At 64.4% G+C, this 16572-nt stretch carries 16 protein-coding genes; 15 read left to right on the forward strand and 1 reads right to left on the reverse strand.

The genetic code is table 11. The annotated features are described in order from the left end of the window. Positions 1–18 precede the first annotated feature (18 nt). The 8 genes from ACQY78_RS07535 (at position 19) to ACQY78_RS07570 (ending at position 6578) form a co-directional block, all read left to right on the forward strand. Entirely contained in the window at positions 19–1065 is a 1047-nt protein-coding gene (locus ACQY78_RS07535) for a glycosyltransferase family 2 protein (protein ID WP_428684242.1), read from the forward strand. Between the two features lie 6 nt (positions 1066–1071). Beyond that, positions 1072–1776 carry a class I SAM-dependent methyltransferase gene (locus ACQY78_RS07540; protein WP_428684244.1) on the forward strand — a complete coding sequence of 235 codons (705 nt, stop codon included), beginning with the start codon at positions 1072–1074 and terminating at the stop codon, positions 1774–1776. A gap of 289 nt (positions 1777–2065) precedes the next feature. Continuing rightward, the gene (locus tag ACQY78_RS07545) at positions 2066–2851 is read left to right on the forward strand and encodes a FadR/GntR family transcriptional regulator (RefSeq protein WP_428686337.1); all 786 of its coding nucleotides are present in this window, start codon (positions 2066–2068) and stop codon (positions 2849–2851) included. Beyond that, positions 2851–3624 (forward strand): ABC transporter permease, encoded by a 774-nt coding sequence (locus tag ACQY78_RS07550; RefSeq protein WP_428684246.1) that lies wholly within the window; start codon positions 2851–2853, stop codon positions 3622–3624. Before ACQY78_RS07545 ends, ACQY78_RS07550 begins: the two co-directional genes overlap by 1 nt. After that, a complete protein-coding gene (locus ACQY78_RS07555) occupies positions 3621–4430 on the forward strand; it encodes an ABC transporter permease (protein WP_428684248.1) in 810 nt (269 codons plus the stop codon). The genes ACQY78_RS07550 and ACQY78_RS07555 overlap by 4 nt, the downstream gene beginning before the upstream one ends. After that, positions 4427–5185 (forward strand): ABC transporter ATP-binding protein, encoded by a 759-nt coding sequence (locus ACQY78_RS07560; protein WP_428684250.1) that lies wholly within the window; start codon positions 4427–4429, stop codon positions 5183–5185. The genes ACQY78_RS07555 and ACQY78_RS07560 overlap by 4 nt, the downstream gene beginning before the upstream one ends. A gap of 3 nt (positions 5186–5188) precedes the next feature. Then, complete coding sequence (locus ACQY78_RS07565; protein WP_422012112.1) at positions 5189–5512, forward strand: hypothetical protein; 324 nt, start codon at positions 5189–5191, stop codon at positions 5510–5512. A gap of 16 nt (positions 5513–5528) precedes the next feature. Beyond that, the gene (locus tag ACQY78_RS07570; protein WP_428684252.1) at positions 5529–6578 is read left to right on the forward strand and encodes an ABC transporter substrate-binding protein; all 1050 of its coding nucleotides are present in this window, start codon (positions 5529–5531) and stop codon (positions 6576–6578) included. A 33-nt stretch (positions 6579–6611) separates the two neighbouring features. Here ACQY78_RS07570 and ACQY78_RS07575 read toward each other — a convergent pair whose 3' ends face one another. Beyond that, the gene (locus ACQY78_RS07575; RefSeq protein WP_428684254.1) at positions 6612–7733 is read right to left on the reverse strand and encodes a ferritin-like domain-containing protein; all 1122 of its coding nucleotides are present in this window, start codon (positions 7731–7733) and stop codon (positions 6612–6614) included. A 140-nt stretch (positions 7734–7873) separates the two neighbouring features. Between ACQY78_RS07575 and purC the strand changes: the two genes are divergently transcribed. The 7 genes from purC to ACQY78_RS07610 all read left to right on the forward strand — a co-directional run bounded on the left by purC (position 7874) and on the right by ACQY78_RS07610 (position 16568). Beyond that, positions 7874–8638, forward strand: a complete 765-nt coding sequence (gene purC, locus ACQY78_RS07580; protein ID WP_425066852.1) for a phosphoribosylaminoimidazolesuccinocarboxamide synthase — start codon at positions 7874–7876, stop codon at positions 8636–8638. A 9-nt stretch (positions 8639–8647) separates the two neighbouring features. Further along, complete coding sequence (gene purS, locus ACQY78_RS07585) at positions 8648–8890, forward strand: phosphoribosylformylglycinamidine synthase subunit PurS (protein WP_428684257.1); 243 nt, start codon at positions 8648–8650, stop codon at positions 8888–8890. A gap of 2 nt (positions 8891–8892) precedes the next feature. Then, positions 8893–9585 (forward strand): phosphoribosylformylglycinamidine synthase subunit PurQ, encoded by a 693-nt coding sequence (gene purQ, locus ACQY78_RS07590; protein WP_425066854.1) that lies wholly within the window; start codon positions 8893–8895, stop codon positions 9583–9585. Positions 9586–9631: 46 nt separating this feature from the next. Beyond that, the gene (gene purL, locus ACQY78_RS07595) at positions 9632–11851 is read left to right on the forward strand and encodes a phosphoribosylformylglycinamidine synthase subunit PurL (RefSeq protein ID WP_428686338.1); all 2220 of its coding nucleotides are present in this window, start codon (positions 9632–9634) and stop codon (positions 11849–11851) included. 23 nt (positions 11852–11874) lie between these two features. Further along, on the forward strand, positions 11875–12111 hold the full coding sequence (locus tag ACQY78_RS07600; protein ID WP_428684259.1) for a BolA family protein: 237 nt from the start codon (positions 11875–11877) through the stop codon (positions 12109–12111). Positions 12112–12167: 56 nt separating this feature from the next. Beyond that, entirely contained in the window at positions 12168–12509 is a 342-nt protein-coding gene (gene grxD, locus ACQY78_RS07605) for a Grx4 family monothiol glutaredoxin (protein ID WP_425066856.1), read from the forward strand. 246 nt (positions 12510–12755) lie between these two features. Continuing rightward, entirely contained in the window at positions 12756–16568 is a 3813-nt protein-coding gene (locus ACQY78_RS07610; RefSeq protein ID WP_428684261.1) for a Calx-beta domain-containing protein, read from the forward strand. The last annotated feature ends 4 nt before the right edge of the window (positions 16569–16572 follow it).

Here is a 16572-nt window from a genome sequence, read left to right on the forward strand (position 1 = left end):
CGCGCGGTTTCGTCCGTCGTGCCCGATTCTCTCCCCTTCGCCTCCGATAGCAGCCTCGATGTGGATACGGCGCTCGCGCACCAGCTTGCCGTCCAGCGGGCACGGCGCCCGATGGATCCGCTGCTGTCGCTGGTCGTGCCGGTGTTCAACGAGGAAGAGTCGATCGCCGTCTTCCTCGCCACCACGGTGCCGCTGCTGGAGCGCGACGGCCTCCGCTTCGAGATCGTGTTCGTGAACGACGGCTCGCGCGACAACACCTTCGCGCGGCTGTTCCACCGGAGCCGAATCGACCGGCGCATCCGCATCGTCAACCTGTCGCGCAACTTCGGCAAGGAAGCCGCCCTCACCGCCGGCATCGACCATGCCCGTGGCGACGTCCTGATCCCGATGGATATCGATCTCCAGGATCCGCCGGAACTGATCGCCGCCTTCGTCGCGCGCTGGCGCGAGGGTTACGACATCGTCTACGGCATCCGTACGGCACGCCATACCGACACGCCCGCCAAGCGCCTCTCGGCCGGCTGGTTCTACCGGGTGTTCAATTCCATGTCGCCGGTGCGCATCCCGCCCAATGTCGGTGATTTCCGGCTGGTCGATCGCCGCGCCGTCGAGGTGCTGCGCCAGTTGCCCGAGCGAAACCGCTTCATGAAGGGTTTGTTCGCCTGGGTCGGCTTCAGCTCGGTCGGCGTGCCCTACGAGCGGCCCGAGCGCGCGGCCGGCACCAGCAAGTTCAATTTCTGGCGGCTCTGGAACTTCGCCATCGACGGCGTCGTGAGCTTCTCGACCGCGCCGCTGCGCGCCTGGTTCTATGTCGGACTGGCGATCGCCATTGTGGCGGTGCTCTACGCGCTGTTCATCATTACCCGCGTGCTCATCTTCGGCGTCGACACGCCGGGCTACGCCTCGCTCCTGATCGCGGTCCTGCTGATGGGCGCGATCCAGCTCCTGTCTCTCGGGATCATCGGCGAATATCTCGGCCGTCTGTTCGTCGAGGTGAAGGGCCGCCCGATCTACATCGTCGAGGGCGTCTACGAGGACGGCACGGCCGAGCCACCGAAGCCCTGACCGTCGATGGATCTCAAGGAAGAAGACATCCTGGGCGCCGGCATCGGCAGCCACTGGTACTACCGCTCCAAGGCCGCCGCACTGCGCCGCGCCGTGGGCGCGCTGGCGCCCCAGCGCCTGCTCGATGTCGGCGCGGGCTCGGGCTTCTTCTCGCGCCATCTGCTCGAACGGACGGCCGCCGAGAGCGCACTCTGCGTCGACATCGGCTACCCGGCGGACCGCGACGACAGCGTCGCCGGAAAGCCGGTGCGCTACCGCCGCGACATCGGCGCGACCGACTGCGACCTCGTGCTGATGATGGACGTGCTGGAGCATGTCGACGACGATCGCCGGCTCGTAAGGCACTACGCCGACAAGGTCCCAGCGGGCGCGCATTTCCTGGTGACGGTACCAGCCTTCGCGTTCCTGTGGAGCGGCCACGACGTCTTCCTCGAGCACAAGAGGCGCTACCGCCTACCCGGCATCGAGGCCGTGCTGCGCGATGCCGGCCTGATAATCGTGCGCGGCAGCTACTATTTCGGCTTCGTCTTCCCGCTAGCCGCCGCCGTGCGCCTCGCCGATCGTAACACGACGGAGCCGCGCAGCAGCCTGAAGAAACAGGGCGCCCTCACCAACGCCCTCCTCACCGCAACCTGCGCCGCCGAACTTCCGATCTTTCCGATCAACCGCTTGGCAGGCCTCTCCTGCTTCGTGCTCGCACAAAAACTCTAAAGCAACTCACCTCAGGGCATTCGCAGGCTGTCGAAACAGCCATCGCCACTGTCGGTCGTGCGTCTCAGCCAATTCTCATGCGGCTACATCTATTGCTGCGGCGCGGTGTTGCACCGCAGCGTCGTCTCAACATTACCGGCCTAATGGCATCGAACAACAACGCGGCCGATTTCCAATCATCGGATGTTTAACATCGGATGTTAAACATCCGATGATTGCACCCACTTCCGATCGGTGTATGATTTGGCCTTGCCAGCCGGCCGAAGAGCCGGCGGCCGGGAGCGAACAGATCTTGTCTACCAAGCGCGCCAAATCCGTTGAAGTGCGTTCGAAGCCGGGTCGTATTTACACCGTGCTGACGACGCTCGGCCGCGAGATCGCTCAAGGGATCATTCCGGCCGGCGCGGTGCTGCCCCCCGAATGCGATCTCGAAAGCCGCCTCGGCGTCGGCCGAGGTGTGATACGTGAGGCGATCAAGACATTGTCGGGCAAAGGGCTCGTCAGCGTCCGGCCCCGCCACGGAACCCGTGTGTTGCCGCGGCGCGATTGGAGCCTGCTCGATCGCGACGTGTTGAACTGGCTCGTGGGACAGGAAAACCCCGACCGTGAGTTGCTGCTGGCTGTTCAGGAAGTCCGCTCGATCATTGAGCCAGCCGCCGCCGCGCTCGCAGCCACCCGTGCCACCAAGACGGACCTGTTGCGGATCAATGCGGCCCTCACCGCGATGGAAGCCTCAGACAGTCAGGCCACCGCAACTGCCGCAGACAAGGCGTTTCACCTCGCCATTCTCGACGCGACGCACAATCCGGTCTTGCAGGGCTTTCGCGGTGCGATCGACACAATTCTGAGCGCGGTGTTTGTGGTCGCCGTCGACAGCGTCGATGGCTGGTTCGACGGTAACCTGCCCAATCATGCCACCATCGCGCGCGCCATCGAAGAACGGGACGCCACAAAGGCTCGCGACGCGATGGAGCAGGTTCTTGGTTACACCCAGACCCATTTGTCCAAACCCAAAGCGGGCACCCGGCGCCGCGCCGGTCGCACGGGCGCCGGCCGGACTCTGAGTCAAACGTGATGCGGCGCAAACTCACTTCGGCGCTCCGGTTCTGCGCTCCCTTTGCAGTTCTGCTCGCTCTCTGGGCGATCCTTGTCCCGTACTTCGATGTCAATCCCCGGTTGCTTCCATCGCTTGGCGCCGTGGTCCAAGCCGGGATCGAGGGAATTCAGGACGGTACGCTCATCCAGCACATCGGCGCGAGCCTGCTCCGCGTCGCTGTCGGCACAGTGCTTGGGCTGTTGGTCGCCATTCCCCTGGGCATCGCCATGGGCGTCAGCCCCGTTTTTTCCAGCTTTCTGACGCCCCCGCTCCGATTTTTCTCGGTGCTGGCTGGCATCGCCTGGATCCCCATTGCGACGCTGTGGTTCGGCTACGGCTTCGGCGCCATCACCTTCGTCATCTTCAATGCCGTGTTCTTCATCGTGACATACAACACGCTGCTCGGCGTCTCGACGATCCCTCTGCACGTACGCAACGCGGCCGCATCACTCGGTGCGGGGCGATGGGCGATGCTGACCGAGGTGCTCCTGCCGGGCGCACTGCCTCACATCGTCACCGGCATACGCACCGGCTTGGGCTTCGCATGGCGCGGGCTGATCGCCGCCGAGATGATCGCCACCAACGTCGGCCTCGGTTACATGCTTTTTGTGGCGCGGGATTTCTACAAAACCGAAGTGATCGTGCTCGGCATGGTCGTGATCGGCGTTCTGTGGCTGCTGCTCGATCGGCTGCTGTTGGCACCGCTCGAGCGCACGACCATCGAGCGCTGGGGCATGGTGCAACGCGCATGAAGTCCTTTCTTCTCGGGATATGGAGCCGTTGCGTACGCCTGACGGTGCGCTGGCCGTCTGTCGTTGCGATCGCGCCGTTCATTCTCTTGATCGCCGTCTGGTGGATCGTCACCGAGATGCAGATCTTTCCACGCGTGTTCCTGCCGGGACCGGTGGACGTCGTGCATTCGTTCGGTTCGCTGGTTTATACCGGCATCCTGCCGGAGTATCTGCAGGACAGCATGGTACGGCTCGCCGTCGGCGCGTTCTGGGGCATCGCGATTGGCATTCCGCTCGGTATGTTGGTGGGCCTCAGCTCGCGGGCGCATACTGCGCTTTGGCCGCCGCTGCTGTTCTTCCAGGCTATCGGCGACATCGCCTGGCTGCCGATCCTGGTGATCTGGTTCGGTTACGGCCTCACAACCGTGACAGTCGTCATCGTCTACACGGTGATTTTCCCGGTCATCCTGAACACGGTGCTGGGCGTTCGCTCGATTCCGATCACCATGTATCGCGCCGCCCAAAGCCTTGGTGCCTCGCGTACCCGCATGCTTTGGGAAGTGGTGCTGCCAGGCGCGCTCCCCAGCATCATGACAGGCCTGCGCAATGGGCTTGGCTACGGATGGCGCGCACTGATCGCAACCGAGATCATCGTCGGTACCAGCGGAATCGGGTTTCTCATGTTCGATGCGCGCCGCGCCGGCTCGGTCGTCGAGATCCTGCTCGGCATGATCATCCTCGGTATCCTCTGGTACATCGTGGACGGCTGGATTCTGGCACCGATCGAACGGGCCACCGGACAGCGCTGGGGATTGGTGACGCGATGAAGAATCTGACCATCCGCAATCTGTCGAAGACCTACTTCGACCCCTATGCCGGCACCAACGTCACGGCTGTCCACGATGTATCGCTGGAGGTGCAGCAGGGCGAGTTCGTCTCGATCGTGGGACCGTCGGGCTGCGGCAAGACCACAATCCTGAACATGATCGCGGGCTTCATTCCCCACACGGGGGGCGAGATTCTGCTCGACGGCCGCCCCGTCAAGGGGCCAGGAGCCGATCGTGGTGTGGTGTTTCAATCGTTCGCGCTTTTCCCCTGGAGGACGGTGCTCGAAAACGTCGCCTTCGGCCCAAAGATGCGCGGCGTCGGCAAAGCGCAGCGGGAGAAAATCGCGCACGAATATCTGGCCCTTGCCAGACTGAGTGAGGCAGCCGGACGCTATCCCACCGAGCTGTCGGGCGGCATGCAGCAGCGCGTCGGCGTCGTTCGTGCGCTCGCAAATGAGCCAGACGTACTGCTGATGGACGAGCCGTTCGCGAGCGTCGACGCGCAGACACGCATGACGTTGCAGGAGGAACTCACCCGCATCTGGCAGGAGAAACGTCCCACGGTACTTTTCATCACTCACGATGTGGGTGAAGCCGTGTTTCTCGGCAATCGGGTCGTGGCGCTGTCCAAAGGACGTGTGCTTGAGGAGATTGCCGTGGACTTGCCCCGGCCGCGCTCCTGGGACGCGTTGAACGACGACGCGCGGTTCAAGGAACTGTCAGCGCGCGTTCTTCAACTCGTGCGCTCGGCCTAACATATGTTGAACGACGCCCTCAGGTCGCGAAAGACGCATATCCTGCTGGCCGTCGTGGTCTGCTATTTGGCCTGGCAGCTCTGGTTGACGATCGCCGCCCCGCACAAGATCGCTGACTTTTCTCCTGGCCCCGAGAAGGTCAACGTACTGATTACCCTGCCGTTTCCACCCGAGCGCTTCCACGTTCAGCTGTTCCAGACCTACGGCAGGGTCTCTGGGACACAAGACAACGCCGTAGAAGTTCGAGGAGTGAAACGAGCGGACCTCGCGACCATCGCCCGTCCTTACTGGGTTACGCGCGTCGAGCCGCTTCAACCAGGAGGGTGAGGGAATGCCAAGGATCATGACACTGCTCGTTGCCCTGTTGCTGTTGCCGCTGTCGGCAATGGCGCAGGCCAAGGATCCGGTAAAACTCAAGGTCGGCATGGTTGCCGCCGTCGACATGCTGGCGCTGCCGATCGCACTCGAGCGCGGCTTCTTCGAGAAATACGGGCTCGACGTGACCATCGCGCGCCCCTACGCCACCGGCGTCGATGCGCTCAATGCCTTGCAGGCAGGGGAGACCGACATGGTGCAGGCCGGCGTGCCGGCCATCGGCGCCATCCTGCGTGGCATGGACCTGGTGTTCTTCGGCAATTTCAGCGGCAACGCCACCAAACTCGGCTCCGATGCGACGCTTGCGCTGATCGCCGGCAAGGACTCAGGCATCGTCAAGGGTGATCTCAAGAGCCTCAAGGGCAAGAAGATCGGCACTTCGTTCGGCACCATCAATCATCTCTATATCCTTGGCTTGCTTGAGAAGGCTGGCCTCACGCCATCCGACGTCACTCTCGTCAACACGCCGCCGCCGGAAATGAGCGTGGCGCTGCTCGCCAAGGGCGTGGATGCGTTCGTGTGCTGGGACCCGGCACCGGTGATCGCCATGAAGGACGTACCAGGCGCGATCGAAGTGATCCGCGGCGGCGATGTCATCTCCTACCTCGGCTTCAACATCGCGTTGAGGCCCTGGGTGGAGAAGAATGGGCCGACGATCGAGAAGTTCCTGGCGGCTGTGTCGGAGGCCGATCAGTGGATGCGCAAGAATCCCAAGCAGGCAGCCGCCATAGGTACGCGCTGGATTCCCGGGTTGAAGCTGGACGTGGCGGAGACCGCCATGCAGTACAACGTCCAGCAGGTGGACCGGCGCATTTCAGCCCACAACTATCGTGCGCTGTGGAAGGCCCAAGAAACACTGCAACGGCTGGGCGTGATCAAGACGGTGTTCGATGTGAACAAGCACATCGAACCGAAGTTCATCCTCAGCGTGATGAAGACCTACCCGGAGCTGTTTTCCGACCTGCAGCCCATTCCCGCGGACGTGGCCATCACGCCGGGCTACGTGTTCAAGCCCTGAACCAGAGTTGCCGCGCATGTCCGAGGGCGCAATTTAGCCTGCGGCCACCACGTCCTTCGACACGATGCGCTTGCGCTTCGCGTTGATCTCGCGGAGCGTCACCATCATCTCCTCGGCGACGATGTCGCCGGGGATGCCGTCGCCCTCGGCTTCGAGTTCTTTCATGTCGACCCAAACGCCGTAGAGCGGCGCGGTGCGCGAGGTGATGATGCCGGCGTGGAGGAGCGTCTTGATCAGGACGCGGAAGATGTTGGTGCTTTCCTTCAGGTTGGCGCGGCGGTCCTCGTCGGTGAAGACCTCCTTCATCGCGTCGCGCACCCACTGCCAGTCGAGACCGTACTTGGCGTAGATGACCTGCTTCTGTTCGGCGTTGATCAGGTTGAACAGCAGCGTCTGGAAGATCTGGGCCGCCCAGTCCTCGACCTTCTTGTGTTCGTCCTCGCTCAGGTGACGGATCGTGCGCGAGGCCCAGATCCGGCCGAAGCGGTGGTGGAAGGCCTCGTCGCTCATCACCAGCTGGACCAGCCGGCGCAGCACCGGGTCGTTGGTCTTGGCATTGAGCGTCGCGAACGAGCCCATGGCGATGCCTTCGATCAGCATCTGCATGCCCACGATCTTCTTATAGACCTCTTCCGTGGTCACGAGGTCGGTGAGGACGGTCGCGATGGTCTTGCCCACCGGCAGGGGCGCGCCCCAGCGCCGGCCGATATAGCGCGTGAACCCTGCAACATGACGGGCTTCCTCGCGGGCCTGGTTGGCGGCGTATTCCTGGGCGCCAGGGTCGAGCAGGATGTGACAGAGGCTGGCCGACAGCGACAGCGCCCCCTGCTCGCCGTGCAGCAGGTTGGAGATCGACCAGTGCATGACGTCGTTGCCGAGGCCGATCTTCTGGCCCTCGTCGAGCCGGTCCGCCACCGCACTCCGCAGCTCGACCACATTGTCCAAGGGCATGATCGGCGTTCGGACCATGTCGAAAGGCTGGTCGAAGTCGATATAGGCCTTGTCCAGAGGATCCCAGAAATGGTCGTGGGTGGCCGAAATGATGCCGTCGAAGGCGTCGGTCCGGCGGCCATACCGGGGAACTTCCAGCATTGCCGGAAAATCCTCGCGTCCGACCGTGTCATAGGCCTTGTCGTAGGTGATTTGCTGGGCCATGTGAGGCCTCCTGTTTAGAGATCAATATGACGACTCCGTCACCTTTTTCAATGGATTTTTCCCCAGTACCGGCGCATGGCGTTTCCGCCATATTCCGCCCGAACGGCGGGCGATCCGCATCGCCCGCGCAGGAGTAAGACATGTCCCGCCGTCGCCGCATCTACGAGGGCAAGGCCAAGACCTTGTTCGAGGGGCCCGAACCCGGGACGATCGTCCAGTACTTCAAGGACGACGCGACCGCCTTCAACAACCAGAAGAAGGGGGTCATCACCGGCAAGGGGGTGATCAACAACCGCATCTCCGAGTTCCTGATGACCAAACTCGGGGAAATCGGCGTGCCGACCCATTTCATCCGCCGGCTGAACATGCGCGAGCAGCTCATCCGGCAGGTCGAGATCATCCCGCTCGAGATCGTGGTCCGCAACGTCGCCGCCGGCTCCTTCGCCAAGCGTTTCGGCGTCGAGGAAGGCACGCAGCTCCCCCGCTCCATCATGGAGTTCTTCTACAAGAACGACGCGCTGGGCGACCCGATGGTTACCGAGGAGCACATCACCGCCTTCGGCTGGGCGACGCCCCAGGACCTCGACGACATCGTGGCGCTGACCTTGCGCGTGAACGATTTCCTGTTCGGCCTGTTCCTCGGCTGCGGCATCAAGCTGATCGATTTCAAGATCGAGTTCGGCCGCCTCTACGAGGACGACATGGTCCGGATCGTGCTGGCCGACGAGATCAGCCCGGATTCATGCCGGCTGTGGGATCTCAGGACCAACGAGAAGATGGACAAGGACCGGTTCCGCCGCGACCTCGGCAAGGTCGAGGAAGCCTACCAGGAAGTGGCGCGGCGCCTCGGCATCCTCATCGACCAGGGACCGGGCGACGTGCGCGGCCCCACCACGCTGCAGTAAAGAGGCGACATGAAAGTCAGAGTCCACGTGACCCTCAAGAACGGCGTGCTCGACCCCCAGGGCAAGGCCATCGGACATTCGCTGAACCGTCTGGGCTTCCCGGAGGTCGGCGACGTCCGCCAGGGCAAGTTCATCGAGCTCGAGCTCGCCGAGACCGACAAGGTGAAGGCCAAGGCGCGCGTCGAGGAGATGTGCAAGAAGCTGCTCGCCAACACGGTGATCGAGAACTACTCGATCGAGCTGGTGGGCTAGCGATGAAGGCCGCGATCCTCGTCTTCCCCGGCTCCAATCGCGAAGGCGATGTGGCGCAGGCGATCGAGCTGGTGACCGGGCGCCGGCCGCAGATGGTGTGGCACGGCGACGGCGACTTCGAGAAGGTCGACCTGATCGTGGTGCCGGGCGGCTTTTCCTACGGCGACTATCTGCGCTGCGGCGCGATGGCTGCGCAGTCGCCGGTGATGGCCGAGGTCAAGAAGCGCGCTGCTCAGGGCGTGCCTGTGCTGGGCATCTGCAACGGCTTCCAGATCGTGACCGAGGCGGGCCTGCTGCCGGGCACGCTGATGCGCAACTCGCACCTCAAGTTCGTCTGCGCCGACGTCCACCTCCGGGTCGAGACCAGCCAGAGCCTGTTCACCAACCGCTACCAGGCCGGCCAGGTGATCAAGGTGCCGGTGGCTCATGCCGAGGGCAACTACTTCGCCGATGCCGACACGATGAAGCGGCTCGAGGATCGCGGCCAGATCGCCTTCCGCTACTGCGGCCCCGACGGCTCGATCGTCGACGGACGCGGCAATCCCAACGGCTCCAGCAGCAACATCGCCGGTGTGTTCAACGACACCAAGACGGTGCTGGGCCTGATGCCCCATCCCGAGAATGCGGTGGAGCCGATGTTCGGCGGCACCGACGGCAAGGCCCTGTTCGAGGGCATGGTCGAAGCCCTTTCATGAAAGACGCGTCGTGACCGTAGCCCAGGAAAAGAACCCGCCCGTCAAACTGCCGAACGAGCCCGCGATCACCCCGCAGATCGTGGCCGAGCACGGGCTGGCGCCGGATGAGTACGAGCGCCTGCTGAAGATCATGGGCCGCGATCCCACGATGGTCGAGCTCGGCATCTTCTCGGCGATGTGGAGCGAGCACTGCTCCTATAAATCCTCGAAAGTCTGGCTGAAGAAGCTGCCGACCAAGGCGCCCTGGGTCATCCAGGGCCCGGGCGAGAATGCCGGCGTCATCGACATCGGCGACGGCCAGGCCGCCATCTTCAAGATGGAGAGCCACAACCACCCCTCCTATATCGAGCCCTACCAGGGCGCGGCGACAGGCGTGGGCGGCATCCTGCGCGACGTCTTCACGATGGGCGCGCGGCCGGTGGCCAACCTCAACGCGCTGCGCTTCGGCGACCCCAAGCATGCCAAGACGCGCCACCTCGTCTCGGGCGTGGTCGCCGGCATCGCCGGCTACGGCAACTGCATGGGCATCCCCACCGTCGGCGGCGAGACCAACTTCCATGCCGCCTACAACGGCAACATCCTGGTCAACGCCATGACCGTGGGCGTGGCCGCGACCGACAAGATCTTCTACGCAGCGGCCGCCGGCATCGGCAATCCGATGGTCTATGTCGGCTCCAAGACCGGCCGCGACGGCATCCACGGCGCCACCATGTCCTCGACCGAGTTCAACGAGGACAGCGAGAGCAAGCGCCCGACGGTGCAGGTCGGCGATCCGTTCGTCGAGAAGCTGCTGCTGGAAGCCTGCCTCGAGCTGATGGCGACCGACGCCATCATCGCCATCCAGGACATGGGGGCGGCCGGCCTCACCTCCTCCTCGTTCGAGATGGCCGCCAAGGGCGGGCTCGGCCTCGTCATGGAACTCGACAAGGTGCCGATGCGCGAGACCGGCATGAATCCCTACGAGCTCATGCTCTCGGAGAGCCAGGAGCGCATGCTGATCGTGCTGAAGCCCGGCCGCGAGGACCAGGCGCGCGCGATCTTCGAGAAGTGGGAACTGGACTTCGCCGTGATCGGCCACCTGACCGACACCGAGCGCATGGTGCTGACCTGGCACGGCGACGTGGTGGGCAACATCCCGATCCCGCCGCTGGTCACCGAAGCGCCGATGTACGAGCGGCCGTGGACCCTGACGCCGCTGCCGCCCGAGCTGGACGCGTCGCAGGTACCTGAACCGACCGACTGGAAGGCCTCGCTTCTCACCCTGATGAGCTGCCCCGATCTCGCGAGCAAAGCGTGGATCTGGCACCAGTACGACCATCTCATCATGGGCAACACAGCGATCCGCCCGCAGGGTGGCGACGCCGCGCTGGTCCGCGTGCCGGGAGCGCCCAAGGTCGTGAGCCACAAGGGCCTCGCCATGACGTCGGACTGCACGCCGCGCTACGTGCAGGCCCATCCCGAGACCGGCGGCCGCCAGGCCGTAGCCGAGGCGTGGCGCAACATCACCGCGGTCGGCGCCCGGCCGCTCGCCGTCACCGACAACATGAACTTCGGCAATCCCCAGAAGCCAGAGATCATGGGCCAGTTCGCGGGCGCCATCATGGGCATGGCGGAAGCCTGCACTGCGCTCGACTTCCCCGTCGTGTCGGGCAACGTCTCGCTCTACAACGAGACCGAGGGGCGGCCGATCCTGCCGACCCCGACCATCGGCGCGGTCGGCGTGATCGACGACATCGCGACCTCCGCGGGCTCGCGCCTGGTCCAGTCCGGCCTCGCGCTGGTGCTGATCGGCGATACCAGGGGCTGGCTCGGCCAGTCGATCTATCTTCGCGAGCTGCACGGCCGCGAGGAAGGCGCCCCGCCGCCGGTCGATCTCGCGGTCGAGCGGCGCAACGGCGACTTCGTGCGCAGCGAGATCGTCGGCCGCCGCGTCCATGCCTGCCACGACCTCTCCGACGGCGGCCTGCTCGTGGCGCTCGCCGAGATGTGCCTGTCGGGCGGCACCGGTGCCTGCATCAAGCTGCCGGCGAGCGACGTCGCGCCCCACGCCTATCTCTACGGCGAGGACCAGGGCCGCTACCTGATCGCCACCGACGACGGCCCTGCCCTCGTCGAGGCCGCCCGCAAGGCCGGCGTGCCGGCCGTGCTGCTGGGCTATTCCGGCGGCCCGGACATCTTGGTCGACGGGCTGCTCACCCTGCCGCTGCGGGAGCTGCACGACGCCCACGAGAACTGGCTGCCCGGCTACATGAACAGCGCCGCCTGAGGCCAGAAAAAAAGGATCGCCCCATGCCGATGCACGCCGACGACATCATCAGCCTGATCAAGCAAGGCATCCCCGACGCCGAGGTCGAGATCCAGGACCTCGCCGGCGACGGCGACCACTATGCCGCCACGGTTATTTCGGCAGCTTTTGCCGGCAAATCCAAGATCCAGCAGCACCAGATGGTCTATGGCGCCCTGGGCGGCCGCATGGGAGGCGTTCTCCACGCCCTCAAGCTAACCACCATGGCGCAAAGGCCCTGAACGCCCTATATTCAGACACCCCCCGCGCCCCCGGCGGCGCTCCACGGAGATCGATCATGAGCGAACCCCAGGTGTTCGAGCGTATCCGCGACGAGATCGGCAAGAACGACGTTCTGCTGTTCATGAAGGGTACGCCCGTGTTTCCCCAGTGCGGCTTCTCGGCCGCGGTGGTCGACGTGCTGAGCCAGCTCGGCGTGAAGTTCCACGGCATCAACATCCTCGTCGACCCTGACCTGCGCCAGGGCATCAAGGAATTCAGCCAGTGGCCGACGATCCCCCAGCTCTACGTGAAGGGCGAGTTCATCGGCGGCTGCGACATCATCCGCGAGATGTTCGAGACCGGCGAACTCGAGCAGGTCTTCAAGGAAAAGGGCGTGGCGCTGGCCGAAGCCGCGTAAACAGCCCAGGTTTCCTGGTTGCGACCCGAACGGGAGCGCGAAAGCGCTCCCGTTTTTCGTTGGCGCGCGCGCTTGGATCGTTCGGCAACGCCATGACGCACCCCGCTGCGAGCGAGGGGCCAACGCACCATCGACTGCCCCCCTTCGACAGCAGCGACATCGAACGGTTATGATTTTCGCGTACGGCCTGTGAGTATCGGCGGTATCGCGCGGTCGGTACGCGAGTTGAAGTCGGGGGAGCAAGGCATGTCGAACGGGACTTTCACGCAGTTTCTGGACGCGCTGCGGGCGTTCGAATCGGGTGTCGACTACGATCGCTATCTCTCGGGACAGATCACCGAATCACAGATCCGGAGCTGGGTGGGCGATGCCAACTGGAACGCCTATCAGGCCGGCCAGCTCTCCTGGCATGACATGCAGTACACCTCCGTGAATGCGCTGGGCTTCGTCGGCTATCAGTTCGGCGAGCCGCTGCTCATCGACCTCGGCTATTATCAGGGCAATACCGGCAACCTGTGGACCGGTCATTTCACCGGCAAGAACGGCGTCGACAGCTTCGCCACGCTCAAGACCGACATCCAGGAAGCCATCATCCTCGATGCCTTCGGCTACAACCTCACCGTCATAGAAAGTGGGCTCGAGGCCAAAGGCACCAGCCTCGACGCGCTGATCGGGACCCAGCGCACCTATGTGGACACCAACGGGCAGAGCGTCACCGTCACGCTCACCCTCACCGGCATTCTTGCCGCCGCCCATCTGCGCGGGGCCTGGGGCACGCTGGACCTTCTCAACAATGGCAGCGCCTCGGCCGACGAATACGGCACCTCCATCCTCAAATATATCCAGCAGTTCGGGGCCTACGACACGCCGAGCTATTCGACCCTCATCGCCGCCCATGAGTCGGCCAAGACACTCGCCCTCGCCGAGGAGCTCTGGCACGACGATTTCAACAACGACGGCACCGTCGCCGACTATGCAGGCTGGGACGGAACCCAGGCGGACGGCGGCTCCTCCGGCGGACAGACGGGTGGCGGCGGAGGGACAGGGGGTGACGGCGCGGCAACCGTCACCACCATCAACTGGACATGGGGCCTCAACACCGTCCTCGCCTTCGACCCCGCCCTCGACGTTCTCGATTTCGGCTGGTTCCAGAAGGACAATTTCTCCATCGCCGAGGTCGGCGGCTCGGTCGTCATCACCATCACCGGCAACAATCAGACCTACAGGCTCGACGGCGTGACGCTCGCCGAACTGAGCATGGACAACATCCGCGCGAAGGACGCGAGCGTGATCCAGAAATGGGACACGGCCCTGGACACGGCGGAGCCGGCAGTGCCCAGCCTGTCCGTTGCCGACGTGTCGGTGAAGGAAGGCAACTCCGGCATCAAGCTCATGACCTTCACCGTGATCCTGTCCGCGGCGGCCGCCGGCCCGGTCACGGTCGCCTATTCGACGGCCGACGGCACCGCCACGTCCGGCAGCGACTATGTTGCCGCGAGCGGCACCCTCACCTTCGCGGCGGGGGAAACGTCGAAGACCATCGAGGTGACGGTCAAGGGCGACAAGGTGGCGGAGAGCAACGAGACCTTGACCATCCGCTTGGCCAATGCCGATGGCGCAACCATCGCCGACGGCTCGGCAACCGGCACCGTCACCAACGACGATGCGACGGCCACATTGCCCGCACTCTCGGTGGGCGATGTCTCGATGCGCGAGGGGGATTCGGGCACCGCCGAGCTGATGTTCATCGTCACGCTCGACAAGGCGGCGACCGGTCCCGTGACCGTGAACTACGCCACCGCCGACGGTACGGCGACCGCGGGCTCCGACTATGCCGCCCTCACCGGAACGCTGACCTTTGCAGCCGGCGAGACCTCCAAGATGGTGCATGTGGTCGTCAACGGCGACACCGCGGTGGAGGCCGCTGAAACCTTCTCGCTCACCCTCTCCAGCGCCACCGGCGCGACCATCGCCGACGCCACGGCGGTCGGGCAGATCACCGACGACGACACGCAGCAGGATCCGGGCAACGGCACCGGCAGAGTCTGGCTCATCAACTCCGTGAGCGGTGCCGATATCGTCGGCTTCGATCCGGCGCTGGACAAGATCGATCTCGGTAACGCCAACATCCATTCCTTCATCATCATCGACACGCCCCAGGGCTTCGGCTTCATGAGCCCGTGGAGCGGCGAGACGGTGATCGTGCAGGGTGTCCGCCTCGCCGACCTGTCGGTGGAGAATTTCGAATACATCGACAACAATCACTTGCGCGAGGCGCTGAGCGGCGCGCTCGCCTGGGAGAACGGACCGGTGCTCGCCGCTGACACCGTCTACATGCGCTCCCATGAAGTGGGGCAGGTGGACCGGGTCGATTTCGATCCCGCCACCGACGTGGTGAGCTTCAAGTTCTATGGCAGCCGCGAGAACCTCTCGATGACCGACAGCGCCGAAGGCGTGGTCATCGCGGATCTCAGCACGGGCCAGAAGCTCATCCTGCTCGGCGTCACCCGGGCCGACCTCTCCCCGGCCAATTTCGAGTTCACCTTCACCCAGGTCCGCGAGGACGACCTGTCCGCCAAAATCGGCATGGGGCAGGCATCGAACACCCAGATCGTCGACTTCAACCTGCCGATTGCTGGCGGAGGCACGGTGACGGGGGCATCGGGGGCGACCGACGGCGCGACCGGGCACGAGGGCCATGCGCTTCCCGCGCTCTCGATCGCCGACCTCTCCGTGGCGGAAGGCAATGGCGATCATGCCCATTTCATGTTCACCGTGACGCTCGACCACGCAGCCACGAGCCCCGTGACGGTCGCCTATTCCACCGCAAACGGCACCGCCAAGGCTGGCAAGGACTACGTCGCTTCCAGCGGCACCGTCACTTTTGCCGCCGGCGAGACGTCCAAGACGGTCCATGTCGACATCAAGGGCGACGTGCTGGCCGAGGCCAACGAGACCTTCAAGATCAACCTCTCCAGCCCCACCGGCGCCACGATCGCCGACGGCACCGCAACAGGCACCATCATCGACGACGACCGCGCCCCGGCGCTGCCGGCCCTGTCCATCGCCGACCTCTCGGTGGCGGAAGGCAATGGCGACCATGCCCATTTCATGTTCGTGTTGACGCTCGACAAGGCCGCCGACGGCCCGGTGACAGTGGCCTATACCACCGCAAACGGCACGGCCAAGGCCGGCAAGGACTATGTCGCCTCCAGCGGCACCGTCACCTTCGACGCCGGCGAGACGTCCAAGATGGTCCATGTCGACATCAAGGGCGACGTGCTGGCCGAGGGCAACGAGACCTTCAAGATCAACCTCTCCAGCCCCACCGGCGCCACGATCGCCGACGGCACCGCCATCGGCACCATCATCGACGACGACGGCGCTGCCGCCCTGCCGGCCCTCTCCATCGCCGACCTCTCGGTGGCGGAAGGCAATGGCGATCATGCCCATTTCATGTTCGTGGTGACGCTCGACAAGGCGGCCGCGGGCCCCGTGACGGTCGCCTATTCCACCGCAAACGACACGGCGACCGCCGGCTCGGATTATGTAGCCTCCAACGGCACCCTCACCTTCGCGGCGGGCGAAACCTCGAAGACGGTGCATGTGGATATCAGCGGTGACACCGTGTTCGAGGGGAACGAGACCTTTGCCGTCACGCTCTCCAATGCCAGCGGTGCCACCATCGCCGACGCGACCGCCGTAGGTACCATCGTCAATGACGACAGCGAGCCGGACCAGGGCCATGTGGGCAATGGAAAGGCCGATACATTCGCGATCACCTGGGCCTGGGGCACCAACACGGCGATCGATTTCGACACGGCCCTCGACACGCTCGACTTCAACTGGATGGCCAAGGACGATTTCTCCATCGCCGAGGTGAACGGCTCGACCGTCATCACCATCGAGGGCAACAACCAGACCTATAAACTGACCGACGTCTCGCTGGCGGAGCTCTCTTCGGCCAATATCGCGGCCAAGGATGCCAGCGCGGTCTCGGAATGGGCTGCGGCCCTGGACGCCGCGCATACGGCGCACCACTACGACCTCATGATATGAGGCC

The organism is Reyranella sp. (assembly GCF_965279625.1).
Classification (GTDB): domain Bacteria; phylum Pseudomonadota; class Alphaproteobacteria; order Reyranellales; family Reyranellaceae; genus Reyranella.

Bases quoted from the DNA above. Each gene is read 5' to 3' on its own strand.
- ACQY78_RS07555 (WP_428684248.1), top strand. From the start codon at position 3,621: ATGAAGTCCTTTCTTCTCGGGATATGGAGCCGTTGCGTACGCCTGACG.
- ACQY78_RS07575 (WP_428684254.1), bottom strand. From the start codon at position 7,733: ATGGCCCAGCAAATCACCTACGACAAGGCCTATGACACGGTCGGACGC.
- ACQY78_RS07550 (WP_428684246.1), top strand. From the start codon at position 2,851: ATGCGGCGCAAACTCACTTCGGCGCTCCGGTTCTGCGCTCCCTTTGCA.
- ACQY78_RS07610 (WP_428684261.1), top strand. From the start codon at position 12,756: ATGTCGAACGGGACTTTCACGCAGTTTCTGGACGCGCTGCGGGCGTTC.
- ACQY78_RS07540 (WP_428684244.1), top strand. From the start codon at position 1,072: ATGGATCTCAAGGAAGAAGACATCCTGGGCGCCGGCATCGGCAGCCAC.
- ACQY78_RS07570 (WP_428684252.1), top strand. From the start codon at position 5,529: ATGACACTGCTCGTTGCCCTGTTGCTGTTGCCGCTGTCGGCAATGGCG.
- purS (WP_428684257.1), top strand. From the start codon at position 8,648: ATGAAAGTCAGAGTCCACGTGACCCTCAAGAACGGCGTGCTCGACCCC.
- grxD (WP_425066856.1), top strand. From the start codon at position 12,168: ATGAGCGAACCCCAGGTGTTCGAGCGTATCCGCGACGAGATCGGCAAG.
- purC (WP_425066852.1), top strand. From the start codon at position 7,874: ATGTCCCGCCGTCGCCGCATCTACGAGGGCAAGGCCAAGACCTTGTTC.
- purQ (WP_425066854.1), top strand. From the start codon at position 8,893: ATGAAGGCCGCGATCCTCGTCTTCCCCGGCTCCAATCGCGAAGGCGAT.
- ACQY78_RS07600 (WP_428684259.1), top strand. From the start codon at position 11,875: ATGCCGATGCACGCCGACGACATCATCAGCCTGATCAAGCAAGGCATC.
- ACQY78_RS07560 (WP_428684250.1), top strand. From the start codon at position 4,427: ATGAAGAATCTGACCATCCGCAATCTGTCGAAGACCTACTTCGACCCC.
- ACQY78_RS07565 (WP_422012112.1), top strand. From the start codon at position 5,189: ATGTTGAACGACGCCCTCAGGTCGCGAAAGACGCATATCCTGCTGGCC.